Raw genomic sequence first — 12,309 nt, 5'->3', positions numbered from 1 at the left:
GGCGGTCAGGCCGCGCCGCTGAGCTTGGCCAGGGTCCGCTGCTCGCCGGGCAATACCGTCTGCACCGAGTCCCGTGCGCGGATGCACTGGTAGTGGGCGGCCAGGGCCGGCCAGCGGCCGCTGTCCAGCAGCTCGGTGCCGTGCTCCATGTTGATCAGCTGGCAGCACAGCGCCAGGTCCGCCAGGGTCAGCTCGTCACCGACGAAGTACTCGGCATCGCCCAGGGTCTTTTCCAGGTAGTTGAAGTGCTGGGGCAGCTTTTCCTGCAGCGCCGCTTGTACGGCTGCTTCGTCGCAGGGCTGGCCCATGGTCGGCTTCAGCGCACGGTTGCGGAACACGCAGAAGGTGGTCAGCGGTGCCAGCTCGTAGTCGGCGTACTTCTCCAGCCAGCGCACCCGGGCGCGCTGCTGGGCATCGCGGCCATAGAGCGGTGCCAGTTCGGGGTGCTTTTCTTCCAGGTACTGGCAGATGACGCTGGAGTCGGCGAGGGTGAAATCACCGTCGCGCATCGCCGGGATGCGCCCCAGCGGGTTCAGCTCCCGGTACCAGGCGGGCTGGCCGAAGGGCGTGATGATTTCCAGCTGGTAATCGATGCCCTTTTCCAGGAGGAACAAGCGCACCTTGCGCACGAAGGGGGAGAGCGGGGCGCCGTAGAGGGTAATGCTCATCGTGGGTGTCCTTGTCTGAGCGGGGCCGGGCTGTCAGTCGTAGATGTTCTTCTTCTTCCAGGTGTCTTCGTCGTCCAGGGATTTCAGGGCATCCCCGAGCTCGCTCGGCTCATCGGCGGCCGGCGGCTTGTCCAGGGCCAGGGCGTTGGCGCGGGCCAGCTGGTTCTGCAACTGCTGCAACTGGTTCTGGTAGCGGGCGGGCTCCGGCTGTTTCTGCAGGTACTGCACGCCACGCTCGAAGGCCAGGCGGGCCTGGCGCGGTTGGCCTTCCTGCAGGGCCTGCAGGCCGAGGTTGGTGAAGAATTCGATATGCAGCTGCACCAGCATGCCGCGGATCTCGTTGACCCAGCGCTTGGCGTCGTTGACGGGCATGAAGCCGTCCTTGGCCGAGCGGGTCAGTTGGCCGTGCAAGGACTCCAGCTGGAAGCGGATTTCCTTGGCCTGGGCTTCATTGATGATCTTCAGCGGCGCATTGCGAATCGGCATCCCTTCGCCCAGCGCCACCAGGCCACGCAGTTCTTCGGCCTGGACCTTGAGCTGGGCGTTGCCCTTGTCCAGCGGTAGCAGGCGCTCGCAGAAGAGCAATTGCAGGCGGGTGAGCTGCAGCTTCAGCGCGGGGGTCATGAACTGGCCGGGCAGGCTTTCGGAGAGCATGCTGGTGCGGCGCAACCTGTCGATGAGGTCGGCGCGCAGCCGGGCTTTCTCCAGCTTGCTGTTCTCCACCATATGGTTGGCGTAGCCGATGATCAGCAGTACCGCTATGCCGGCTATCACCATCAGGGTGATCACGAGTGGCGACATCTTTATACAGCTCCCGTGTGCGTTTTCTGCGGGAGTGTAGAGGGTTGGCCACCCTGCTGATAGCTCCGTGTCAGTTTTTGCCCTGAACTCGTTGATTTTAAAAGTTTTTTGCCGAAGGGTTGACGGGTGCCAAAACGCTCCCTAGAATGCGCGCCACTTCGACGCGAAGCCTGAGGGCAAAAGCGGCGAAGGCCGGAAGAAAGCGTCATAGCTGTTGTAAGCTCCGGGCCGCGTCCCCTTCGTCTAGTGGCCTAGGACACCGCCCTTTCACGGCGGTAACAGGGGTTCGAGTCCCCTAGGGGACGCCACTTTCTGGCTGTATGTAGTTGTATTGCGGGAATAGCTCAGTTGGTAGAGCACGACCTTGCCAAGGTCGGGGTCGCGAGTTCGAGTCTCGTTTCCCGCTCCAGATTTTCAAGCAATGCTTGTTGAGTGTTGTTTGTCCCCTTCGTCTAGTGGCCTAGGACACCGCCCTTTCACGGCGGTAACAGGGGTTCGAGTCCCCTAGGGGACGCCAGTTTCACGCGGGAATAGCTCAGTTGGTAGAGCACGACCTTGCCAAGGTCGGGGTCGCGAGTTCGAGTCTCGTTTCCCGCTCCAGTTAAACGAAAACGCCGCTCATTCGAGCGGCGTTTTCGTTTGTGTGTCATTTGCCCCTCAGAGCCCGGCAGCCACCTTGGTGCGGGCCTCTTCGGGCAGCCAGTTCCTCCAGGCTTCGGGATGGGCGCGCAGGTAGTCGCGCGCGGCGTCGCGGGGTGGCTGGCGTTTCTCACTCATGGTTGCCAGTGCCTGGTTCAGGCCGTCGATGGGCAGGTCCACCTTGGCGAACATCTCCGCCAGTTGCGGATAGCGCTGGCGAAAGGAGGCGGAAACGCCGATGGCCAGGCGTGCGGGCAGCGAGCGGGTGCCGCGTGGGTTGGGGTGGCTGGCGTCGGCCAGGGTCTTCCAGGCTTCGGCATCGAAGGGCGGCTCTTCCAGCTTGATCAGCTTGTAGCGGCCCAGCAGCGGCGTCGGCGACCAGTAGTAGAACAGCACCGGCTGGCCGCGACGGATGGCCGAGGTGATCTCCGCGTCCAGGGCCGCTCCGGAGCCGGTGCGGAAGTTGCTGTAGCTGCCGTCGAGCCCATAGGCCTTGAGCTTCTGGCTGTTGACGCCTTCGGAGGTCCAGCCGGTGGGGCTGTTGAGGAAGCGCCCCTTGTTCGGCGACTCCGGGTCGCGGAACACCGCCTTGTAGCGCGCCAGGTCCTGCACCGAGCGCAGCTCCGGCGCCACCGCCTTGATCCCGCGCTCGGCGTCGCCTTCCACCACATAGGCCGGCACCCACCAGCCTTCGTCGGCGTTCTTGACGATATCGCCCAGGGCGAACACCTTGCCTTCCTGCTCCGCCTTGATCCACACCGGGCTGCGTCCCGGCCATTCCTCGGCGATGACCTGGATGTCGTCCTGGGCCAGCGCGGCTTCCAGGCTGACGGTGCTGCCGGGCAGGGTGTCCGTCGGATAGCCGTAGCCCTTCTCGACTACCAGCCGGAGGATCTCGGTGATCAGGCTGCCGCTTTCCCAGGTCAGGTCGCCGAAATAGATCGGCTCGCGCTGGTCCGCCGTTGCGCCCTGGCTCAACAGGGTGGCGGCGAGCAGGGCGCCGCCCAGCAGGTGCATGATCGATCGCATGGGGTTCTCCACGGTTGCGGGTACGGGGACGAAGGTTAGACCGCCCTGACCGGGAGCGCCTGCTGGGCGCCCGTCACGCAATGGTCATGGCGCCGACATGATTCGGTAGCCATCGCGCCCTAGTCTCGGCGCTAAACATCGTGCTCCTGATTCATTTGCGGCCGCCTCCGGGCGGCCTTTTCTTTGCCCGCTATCCGGCGAGCAGTGCCTGCGCCAGGCGAGCGGCAGGGGGTGTCAGGGCGTCGAAGCGCATGGCGCAGAGGTGCAGGTGGCGGGTGGTCCAGGCATCGGCCAGGGGCAGGGCGCGCAGCGCGTGACGGTCCCTGGCGCGTTGCAGCGCCGCCTCGGGCACCAGAGCGATGCCCACGCCACGGGCCACCAGGCTGCAGACCGTATCGAAATCGCTGACCCGCAGGCGCAACTCCAGGTGGCGGCCGGCATTGAGCGCCTTGCCGGCAATGTGCTGTTGCAGCGGGTTGTCACGGCCCAGGCCGACGAAGGCGCGGCCGAGCAACTGCTCGAAGTGCAGCGGCCCGTCGCCGTCGAGGCTGCCGTCATCCAGGCGCGTCACCAGCAGCAGGCGGTCGACGCGGAAGGGGCGCGCCTCCAGGCCTGTCATGTCGGTGCTATCGGCCAGCACGCCCAGGTCCGCCTGGCCCCGGGTCAGCGCCTCGACTATGGCGTGGCTGGGCTTTTCCTCGATATCCAGGTCGATCTGCGGGTGCATCAGCAGGAAGTCGCCCAGCACGCCGGGCAGGTGCTCGGCCAGGGCGGCGGTATTGCCCAGCAGGCGCACCCGGGCGCGCAGGCCCGTGGCGAAGTCGCCCAGCTCATCGGCCATCAGTTCCAGCTGGTGCGTCACCGCGCGGGCGTGATGGGCCAGGGCGCGGCCTGCCGGGGTAGGGCGTACGCCATGACGCTGGCGCTCGAACAGCGGCGTACCGAGGCTTTCCTCCAGCCCCTTGAGGCGCGCGCTGGCCGAGGCCAGGGCCAGGTGGCTGCGCTCGGCGCCGTGGGTGATGCTGCCGGCGTCGAGGATGTCGAGGAACAGCTTGAGGTCGATCAGGTCGTAGCGCATCGCGGGCTTCCAGGCTTCGTCCAGGGCGTAGCCTGGGCTCGGGAATCACAGATTCAGCCCTGCCACGGCATCGCGCAAGCTAAAGCCATCCTTCTGTGTGGTGATCGATATGCTGCTGCTTTTCAGTGCCCTGGTTTTCCTGCTCGCCGGCCTGGTCAAGGGCGTGCTCGGCATGGGCCTGCCCACCGTGGCGATGGGCCTGCTGGCGGTGGCGATGACGCCAGGCGAGGCCTCCGCGTTGCTGCTCGTGCCTTCGCTTCTGACCAACCTCTGGCAGCTGTTCGCCGGCCCGGCCCTGTTGCCGTTGCTGCGTCGCCTGTGGCCGCTGCTGCTGACGCTGACCCTGGGCACCCTGGTGACCACGCGCTGGCTGGTGGAGTCCGCCAGCCCCTGGATTCCCGTCGCGCTCGGGGCCTGCCTGCTGGCCTACGGCGCGCTCGGGCTGCTGTCCATCCGCCCGCCGGCCCCGAAGAGCCGCGAAGGCGCCTGGTCTGCGCTGGCGGGGCTGCTCACCGGCCTGGTGACGGGGCTTACCGGGGTCTTCGTGATCCCGGCGGTGCCCTACCTGCAGGCCCTGGGGTTGCCGCGGGAGGCGCTGATCCAGGCCCTGGGGCTGTCCTTCACCGTCTCCACCCTGGCGCTGGGCCTGGGCCTGTTCATCCACGGTGGCAGCCAGAGCCTGGACCTCGGCCTCACCTGGCTGATGCTGCTGCCGGCGCTGCTGGGCCTGGAGATCGGCCAGCGCATCCGCCGGCGCCTGAGCGAGGCCATGTTCCGCCGGCTGTTCTTCCTCGGCCTGCTGGGCCTGGGGGCGCATTCGCTGCTGCGCGGGGCGATGGCCCTGGCCGGCTGAATCGCCGGGGCGTTATGCTCGGCGCCTCCCGATCCCGAGTTCCCACCATGCTCCACAGCCGACAGGCCTTCCTCGGCCGCCTGGAAATCGCCAGCAACAGCGGCAGCGGCCACGCCTTCGCCAAGCACAGCCACGACGAATGTGTCATCGGCGTGAACCTGGTGGGCGAGGAGCAGGTGTGGCTGGACCGGCGCAGCTTCCGCGCCGGCGCGGGCGACATCACCCTCTACAACCCGGGGCAGATCCAGGGCGGCGGGGTGAAGGAGGGCGAGCCCTGGCGCTATGTCGGCCTCTACGTCACCGCCGAGCAACTGGCCGATGACCTGGGCCTGGCGCGGGTGGAGTTCCAGCAGGCCTGCAGCCACCAGCCCGACCTCGCCGCCAGCCTGGCCGATGCGGTGGAGCGGGCGCTGGGTGGCGACACCCTGGTGCGCGAACGCGCGGAAGAGCGCCTGCTGCTGTGGCTCGGGCACCTGGTGCAGCGCACCGCCGGGCCCCTGCCGGATGCGGCGACGGTAGGCGTGGGACCGATGGCGCGGGTGCAGGAACTGCTGGCCGAGCGGCTGCAGGACAGCCCGAGCCTCGACGAACTGGCCACCGAGCTGGGCCTGTGCAAGTTCCACCTGTTGCGTGCCTTCCAGAAACACACCGGCCTCAGCCCCCGGCAATGGGCCATGCAACTGCGCACCCGCCGCGCGCGTGGCCTGCTGCGCGCGGGCTGGTCGGCCACCGATGCCGCGCACGCCCTGGGGTTCGCCGACCAGAGCCACCTCAACCGCCATTTCCGTGCCGCCTACGGCATCACCCCCGGCGAGATGAAGCGCCTGCTCAACGCCTGAGTGCAATCCTGTTCAAGTCCATGGGCGCGGGGCCGGGCAGAATGCGCCCATCCGCTCCCCTGCATCGTTCGAGGTTTGCATGCTCCTGCTGTTCTGCTCGGCCTTCGTCTTCGGCGTGGTCTTCTGCCTGTCCCCCGGCGCCGTGCTCGCCGAAACCCTGCGCCGTGGGCTGCTGCATGGCTTCCGCCCGGCGCTGCTGGTGCAATTCGGTTCCCTGGTGGGCGACGCGGTCTGGGCGGTGCTCGGCCTGGCGGGGCTGACCCTGCTGCTGGGCCAGGACCAGGTGCGCCTGCCGTTGACCCTGGCCTGCGCGGCCTACCTGGCCTGGCTCGGGCTGCGCAGCCTGCGCGATGCCTGGCAACTGCCGGAGGAGGGGGAGGCGACCGAGCATGAGGATCGCGGTGCACTGCTCACCGGCGCGGCGATCTCGCTGACCAATCCTAAGAACATCGTCTACTGGGGCGCCCTGGGTACCGCCATGGCGGGCATCGTCGGCGGTGCGCCGGACCTGGCCCAGACCGGCGTGTTCTTCGCCGGCTTCATGACCGCCTCGCTGGCCTGCTGCTTCCTCTGTGCGGCGCTGGTGGACTGGCTGCGGCGCAACAGCTCGCCGACCTGGCATCGGGTCAGCCACGGGCTGTGCGGAATATTGCTGTTGGGGATGGCGGCCCTGGCCCTGCGCGGGCTGGCCTGAACAGGCGCGGGCCCGAGAGGGCCCGCGTTGAAACTCAGAGCACCCGGCCGCGGCACTCGCCGAAGCCGATGCGCACCCGGCCTTCGCCCTCGCACCAGGCGCGCAGGATCACCTCGTCACCGCTTTCCAGGAAGGTGCGCTGCTCGCCGCTGGCCAGGGACAGCGGCTGCTTGCCGCCGAAGGTGGTCTCCAGCAGGCTGCCGAAGGCGTCGGCTTCCGGGCCGGACAGGGTGCCGGAGCCGAACAGGTCGCCCGGTTGCAGCTTGCAGCCGCCCACCGAGTGGTGCGCCACCAGCTGCGCCACGGTCCAGTACATGTGCTGGGTGTTGCTCAGGGCCAGGCGTTGTGGCTGCTGGCCGCGCTCGCGCATGGCGGCGGTCTGCAGCAGCACCTCCAGCTGGATGTCGAAGGCGCCATGGGCCTGGTCGTTGGCGTCCAGCAGGTAGGGCAGCGGCTGCGGGTCGCCTTCCGGGCGTGCCGGCTGGGCGGTGCGGAAGGGCTCCAGGGCCTCGGCTGTCACCACCCAGGGCGACACGCTGGTGGCGAAGTTCTTCGCCAGGAAGGGCCCCAGCGGCTGGTATTCCCAGGCCTGCAGGTCACGCGCGGACCAGTCGTTGAGCAGGCAGTAGCCGGCGATGTGCTGCTCCGCCTCGCCGATGGCGATGGCGTCGCCCATGGCGTTGCCCTGGCCGATCCAGATGCCCAGCTCCAGTTCGTAGTCCAGGCGCTTGCTGGGGCCGAAGTTCGGCACCTCGGCGCCCGGCGGCAGGGTCTGGCCGTTGGGGCGGTGCACCGGGGTGCCGGACACGCACACGGTGGACGCGCGGCCGTGGTAGCCGATGGGCACGTACTTGTAGTTGGGCAGCAGCGGGTTGTCCGGGCGGAACAGGCGGCCGACGTTGTTGGCGTGGTGGATGCCCACGTAGAAGTCGGTGTAGTCGCCGATGCGCGCCGGCAGGTGCAGCTGGCAGTCGGCGGCGGCCGGCAGCAGCTCGGCGCCCAAGGCTTCCAGGCGGGCCTGGGCGGGGCTGCCTTCGGCGAGCAGGTCCTGCAGCTGGCGGCGCAGGGCGCGGCGGGCGTTGGCGCCCAGGGCGAAGAAGGCGTTGAGGTCTTCCCCGGCGGCGACGCGTGCTGCGTCGGCCGCTTCACCTTCGAACAGGCCGGTGGTGGTGGCGACCTTGAGGTCGAAGACCTGCTCGCCGATGGCGACGCCGCCGCGCGGGGTGCCGCCCACCGGGCTGAAGATGCCCAGGGGCAGGTTCTGCAGGGGGAAGTCGGGGTGTTCGTTGGCCGAGGCTATCCAGCTGCGGCGGTTGTCATTCTGGGTCATCGGTCAGTTCCTGCCGTTGAAGGTCTTGGCCATGCCGTTCCAGCAGGCATCGTAGTCGTTCTGCAGCTGCGGGCACTCCAGGGCGTAGCGGGTGGGGCGCAGCACGCGGCCGGTTTCGAACATGAACGCCATGGTGTGATCGAGCTTGTGCGGCTTGAGTTCCGCGGCGATGGCGGCGGTGGTGCTGGCGTTGTCCGGGCCGTGGGCGCTCATGCAGTTGTGCAGCGAGGCGCCGCCGGGGGTGAAGCCGCCGGCCTTGGCGTCGTAGGCGCCCTGGATCAGGCCCATGAACTCGTTCATCAGGTTGCGGTGGAACCACGGCGGGCGGAAGGTCTTCTCGGCCACCATCCAGCGCGGCGGGAAGATCACGAAGTCGACGTTGGCCATGCCCGGGAAGTCGCCCGGGGAGGTCAGCACGGTGAAGATCGACGGGTCCGGATGGTCGTAGCTGACCGTGCCGATGGTGTTGAACAGGCGCAGGTCGTACTTGTAGGGCACGTTGTTGCCGTGCCAGGCGACCACGTCCAGGGGCGAGTGGTCCAGTTCGGCGGCCCAGAGCTCGCCGAGGAACTTCTGCACCAGGGTCACGGGCGCGTCGCTGTCCTCGTAGTGGGCCACCGGGGCGAGGAAGTCGCGCGGGTTGGCCAGGCCGTTGCTGCCGATGGGGCCCAGGTCCGGGATGCGCAGCGCGGCGCCGTGGTTCTCGCAGATGTAGCCACGGGCGCTGTCGTCCAGCAGTTCGACGCGGAACTTCATGCCACGGGGGATCACCGCGATCTCCAGGGGCTCAACGTCCAGCAGCCCCAGCTCGGTGACCAGGCGCAGGCGGCCCTGTTCGGGGACGATCAGCCATTCGCCGTCGGCATTGAGGAAGGCACGCTGCATCGAGGCGTTGGCGCGGTAGACGTGCACGCTGACGCCGGAGGCCTGCTCGGCATCGGTGGTGGCGGCGATGGTCAGCAGGCCATCGATGAAATCGGTGCGCTCGGCGGGGATGTCATGGGCATTCCAGCGCAGGCGGTTGGGGTCGATCGGCCCCAGGTGGCGACCGGGGATCTGCCGCTCCAGGCGCTGGAAGCGCGGGTGCGCGGCGGACGGGCGGATGCGGTATAGCCAGGTGCGGCGGGCCTCGGCGCGGGAGACGGTGAAGGCGGTGCCGGAGAACTGCTCGGCATAGAGGCCATAGGGCGCGCACTGCGGCGAGTTCTGCCCGACGGGCAGGGCGCCCGGCAGGGCTTCGCTGGCGAACTGGTTGTTGAAGCCGGATTGATAGGCGAGGGCGGTGGGGGGCAGCGAGGAGCTCATGAGAACCTCTGTGTTTTTTGTAATTGAATTACGGATAACGTAATTTGAAAGCCTGAGAGGGTCAAGCTATAACAGCGCCTCCATTGCCAACCGAGGTAGTAGATGGCCATCCAACGGGACGACGCCGAGGCGCCCAAGCGGCAGAAAGTACAGGCGGCCGAAGTCGGCACCGAGATTCTCAAGGGGCTCGCCGACCTGGCGCCGGCCACCTCCCTGTCTCGCCTGGCCGAGCACGTCGGCATGCCGGCGGCCAAGGTCCACCGCTACCTGCAGGCGCTGATCGCCAGCGGCTTCGCCGAGCAGGACGTGGCCACCAACCACTACGGCCTGGGGCCGGAGGCGCTGTTCGTCGGCCTCGCCGCCATCGGCCGGCTCGATGTGGTGCGGGCCGCCACGCCGCAGCTGTCGGAGCTGCGCGATGCGCTCAACGAAACCTGCTTCCTCGCCGTCTGGGGCAACAAGGGGCCGACCGTGGTGCATGTCGAGCAACCGCTGCGCGCGGTGACCCTGGTTACCCGCGTGGGTTCGGTGCTGCCATTGCTGGGCTCCTCCACCGGCCTGGTGTTCGCCAGCTACCTGCCTGACCCCGAGACCGCGCCGCTGCGCGAGGAGGAGGCCGGCCTGCCCGGCGTGCCCGACGCCAAGGCGCTGCGCAAGCAGATCGCCGAGATCCGCGCCAGCGGCCTGCACCACGTGCATGGGCTGCTGATGCCGGGGGTGAACGCGCTCTCCGCGCCGGTATTCGCCGTGGGCGAGCAGATCGCCGGGGTGATCACCGTGGTCGGTGCCGCCAGTGGCTTCCAGGCCGAAGCCAGCGGCCGTGCGGCGCAGCTGCTGAAGCAGGCGGCCGAATCCATCACCGCACGCATGGCGGGTGTTCGCCCGGCCTGACCGTGACCTGGTCCGTAGGATGGGTAGAGCGAAGCGAAACCCATGCGGTTGGCGCTGTGCGGTGGTAGTTCGCAGAGCTCGCCGGATGCCGCCTTACCCATTCTGGAGTCGCGGGTGATGCCCATGAAAAAGCCCGCTGATGCGGGCTTTTTCGTTGCGGCGGTGACTCACTCGGTGGCGAGCACGCCCCGGCGGATCTGGTCGCGTTCGATGGATTCGAACAGTGCCTTGAAGTTGCCTTCGCCGAAGCCATCGTCGCCCTTGCGCTGGATGAACTCGAAGAACACCGGGCCCATCAGGGTCTCCGAGAAGATCTGCAGCAGCAGGCGGCGGTCGTTCGCATCGGCGGAGCCGTCGAGCAGGATGCCGCGGCTCTGCAGCTGCTCCACCGGTTCGCCGTGGTTGGGGATGCGCCCTTCGAGCATCTCGTAGTAGGTGGTCGGCGGCGCGGTCATGAAGCGCATGCCCAGTGCTTTGAGCGCGTCCCAGGTCTTGACCAGGTCGTCGGTGAGGAAGGCCACGTGCTGGATGCCCTCGCCGTTGAACTGCATGAGGAATTCCTCGATCTGCCCGGCGCCCTTGGAAGACTCCTCGTTGAGCGGGATGCGGATCATGCCGTCCGGCGCGGTCATGGCCTTGGAGGTCAGGCCGGTGTACTCACCCTTGATGTCGAAGTAGCGGATCTCGCGGAAGTTGAACAGCTTCTCGTAGAAGTCCGCCCAGTACGCCATGCGGCCGCGGTACACGTTGTGGGTCAGGTGGTCGATGATCTTCAGTCCCGCGCCCCTGGGGTTGCGGTCCACGCCTTCGATGAACTCGAAGTCGATGTCGTAGATGGACGAGCCCTCGCCGAAGCGGTCGATCAGGTACAGCGGCGCGCCGCCGATGCCCTTGATCGCCGGCAGGCGCAATTCCATCGGGCCGGTGGGGATCTCGATCGGCTGGGCGCCCAGCTCCAGGGCACGGGCGTAGGCCTGGTGCGCGTTCTTCACGCGGAAGGCCATGCCGCATACGGACGGGCCGTGTTCGGCGGCGAAATAGGACGCGAGGCTCTTGGGCTCGTTGTTGAGGATCAGGTTGATCTCGCCCTGGCGATACAGGTGCACGTCCTTGGAGCGGTGGGTGGCCACCTTGGTGAAGCCCATGCTGGCGAAGATCGGTTCCAGCAGGTTCGGCACGGGCGATGCCAGCTCGATGAATTCGAAGCCCATCAGGCCCATGGGGTTTTCAAAGATGTCGGCCATGTCATGGCTCCTTGCAGTGGCGCGCGGCGGCGCCTGAATCGGATGAAAGTCGGTACGGCGGCGATTCAGGCGTGCGATGGCGGCGCGCAGGAGACTCCGCGCACGCTGCGGGCGAGAAAATCGCCGATGGTGACTTTGAAACCGAGGGTCTGCATGTGCGCTCCTCAGGCCGGCTTGTCGGCCTGGGCGTCCGGGTGGGCGGTGCGGAAGGCCGGGTGTTCAAGGGCCAGGCGCTCGACCCTGAGAATACGCGGGTAGCTCGCCAGGTCCACGGCAAAGCGTCGGGCGGCGTAGAGCTGGGGCAGCAGATAGACATCCGCCAGGCCCGGCTGGGCGCCGAAGCAGAAGCCGTCGTCGCCGATCAGTGCTTCGACGGCGGCCAGGCCTTCGCTGATCCAGTGGCCGATCCAGGCGTTCACGCCGTCCTCGTCGGTGCCCATCTTGCGCAGGCGGTTGAGCACCGCGACGTTGTGCAGCGGGTGGATGTCGCAGCCGATCAGTGCGGCGACCTGGCGCTGGCGTGCGCGCTGCAGCGCATCGCCCGGCAGCAGGGGCGGCTGCGGGTGGGTTTCTTCGAGGTATTCGATGATGGCGGGTGACTGGATCAGCACCTCGCCGGAGTCGGTGCGCAGGGCGGGGACGCGGCCCTGGGGGTTGATCGCGCGGTAGGCCGGCTGATGGTGCTCGCCGCCGTCGCGGATCAGGTTGACCGGTACGTGCCGGACCTCCAGCCCCTTCAGCGCGAGCGCGATGCGCACGCGGTAGGACGACGTGGAGCGGTAGTAGGTGTACAGGTCCATGGCAGGCACTCGCAGGGCAGCGCGTCGGTCGGCAGGCTCACCGCTGACGCTGTTGTTTTCATAATCTATTTACACTCTGCGTAATTTTTGACGCTGCGGCAAGCCCGACGTTCGAATAATCCGCCCGCCCGGGCATCC

12 protein-coding genes and 4 tRNA genes are annotated in these 12,309 nt (G+C 67.8%); 8 read left to right on the top strand and 8 right to left on the bottom strand.

The features are described from left to right. Positions 1-5: 5 nt before the first annotated feature. Both RTW82_RS07635 and RTW82_RS07630 read right to left on the bottom strand, forming a co-directional pair. Complete coding sequence (locus tag RTW82_RS07635; RefSeq protein ID WP_316924739.1) at positions 6-668, bottom strand: glutathione S-transferase family protein; 663 nt, start codon at positions 666-668, stop codon at positions 6-8. A 33-nt stretch (positions 669-701) separates the two neighbouring features. Then, a complete protein-coding gene (locus tag RTW82_RS07630; RefSeq protein ID WP_316924738.1) occupies positions 702-1,469 on the bottom strand; it encodes a hypothetical protein in 768 nt (255 codons plus the stop codon). A 232-nt stretch (positions 1,470-1,701) separates the two neighbouring features. Between RTW82_RS07630 and RTW82_RS07625 the strand changes: the two genes are divergently transcribed. The 4 genes from RTW82_RS07625 to RTW82_RS07610 all read left to right on the top strand — a co-directional run bounded on the left by RTW82_RS07625 (position 1,702) and on the right by RTW82_RS07610 (position 2,069). Next, positions 1,702-1,777, top strand: a tRNA-Glu gene (locus tag RTW82_RS07625). A 25-nt stretch (positions 1,778-1,802) separates the two neighbouring features. Next, positions 1,803-1,878 (top strand) — tRNA-Gly (locus RTW82_RS07620). 32 nt (positions 1,879-1,910) lie between these two features. Then, a tRNA-Glu gene (locus RTW82_RS07615) sits at positions 1,911-1,986 on the top strand. Positions 1,987-1,993: 7 nt separating this feature from the next. Then, positions 1,994-2,069 (top strand) — tRNA-Gly (locus RTW82_RS07610). A gap of 57 nt (positions 2,070-2,126) precedes the next feature. Here RTW82_RS07610 and RTW82_RS07605 read toward each other — a convergent pair. Together RTW82_RS07605 and RTW82_RS07600 are read right to left on the bottom strand one after the other, a co-directional pair. Continuing rightward, positions 2,127-3,137, bottom strand: coding sequence for an ABC transporter substrate-binding protein (locus RTW82_RS07605; protein WP_316924737.1), 1,011 nt, complete (start codon positions 3,135-3,137; stop codon positions 2,127-2,129). Positions 3,138-3,327: 190 nt separating this feature from the next. Beyond that, on the bottom strand, positions 3,328-4,215 hold the full coding sequence (locus tag RTW82_RS07600; protein ID WP_316924736.1) for a LysR family transcriptional regulator: 888 nt from the start codon (positions 4,213-4,215) through the stop codon (positions 3,328-3,330). Positions 4,216-4,324: 109 nt separating this feature from the next. Here RTW82_RS07600 and RTW82_RS07595 point away from each other — a divergent pair, with 109 nt between their 5' ends. The 3 genes from RTW82_RS07595 (at position 4,325) to RTW82_RS07585 (ending at position 6,601) form a co-directional block, all read left to right on the top strand. Beyond that, positions 4,325-5,068: a sulfite exporter TauE/SafE family protein gene (locus RTW82_RS07595; RefSeq protein ID WP_316924735.1), complete on the top strand. Its 744-nt coding sequence runs from the start codon at positions 4,325-4,327 to the stop codon at positions 5,066-5,068. A 47-nt stretch (positions 5,069-5,115) separates the two neighbouring features. Then, positions 5,116-5,907: an AraC family transcriptional regulator gene (locus RTW82_RS07590; RefSeq protein WP_316924734.1), complete on the top strand. Its 792-nt coding sequence runs from the start codon at positions 5,116-5,118 to the stop codon at positions 5,905-5,907. 79 nt (positions 5,908-5,986) lie between these two features. Further along, a complete protein-coding gene (locus tag RTW82_RS07585) occupies positions 5,987-6,601 on the top strand; it encodes a LysE family transporter (RefSeq protein WP_316924733.1) in 615 nt (204 codons plus the stop codon). A 34-nt stretch (positions 6,602-6,635) separates the two neighbouring features. Here RTW82_RS07585 and fahA read toward each other — a convergent pair whose 3' ends face one another. Together fahA and hmgA are read right to left on the bottom strand one after the other, a co-directional pair. Beyond that, positions 6,636-7,931, bottom strand: coding sequence for a fumarylacetoacetase (gene fahA / locus RTW82_RS07580; protein ID WP_316924732.1), 1,296 nt, complete (start codon positions 7,929-7,931; stop codon positions 6,636-6,638). A gap of 3 nt (positions 7,932-7,934) precedes the next feature. Continuing rightward, positions 7,935-9,236: a homogentisate 1,2-dioxygenase gene (hmgA, locus tag RTW82_RS07575; protein WP_316924731.1), complete on the bottom strand. Its 1,302-nt coding sequence runs from the start codon at positions 9,234-9,236 to the stop codon at positions 7,935-7,937. Between the two features lie 102 nt (positions 9,237-9,338). Here hmgA and RTW82_RS07570 point away from each other — a divergent pair, with 102 nt between their 5' ends. Beyond that, a complete protein-coding gene (locus tag RTW82_RS07570) occupies positions 9,339-10,127 on the top strand; it encodes an IclR family transcriptional regulator (protein ID WP_316924730.1) in 789 nt (262 codons plus the stop codon). Between the two features lie 167 nt (positions 10,128-10,294). On the opposite strand, the gene hppD is transcribed toward RTW82_RS07570, so the two are convergent. Together hppD and maiA are read right to left on the bottom strand one after the other, a co-directional pair. Further along, positions 10,295-11,371, bottom strand: a complete 1,077-nt coding sequence (gene hppD / locus RTW82_RS07565) for a 4-hydroxyphenylpyruvate dioxygenase (RefSeq protein WP_316924729.1) — start codon at positions 11,369-11,371, stop codon at positions 10,295-10,297. A gap of 164 nt (positions 11,372-11,535) precedes the next feature. After that, a complete protein-coding gene (maiA, locus tag RTW82_RS07560; protein ID WP_173180262.1) occupies positions 11,536-12,171 on the bottom strand; it encodes a maleylacetoacetate isomerase in 636 nt (211 codons plus the stop codon). Positions 12,172-12,309: the final 138 nt, after the last annotated feature.

This window comes from Pseudomonas sp. zfem005 (assembly GCF_032621735.1).
GTDB classification, from domain to species: domain Bacteria; phylum Pseudomonadota; class Gammaproteobacteria; order Pseudomonadales; family Pseudomonadaceae; genus Metapseudomonas; species Metapseudomonas solani.
The sequence above is the reverse complement of the archived record's forward strand: the minus strand, read 5'-3'. Positions and strand labels throughout refer to the sequence as shown.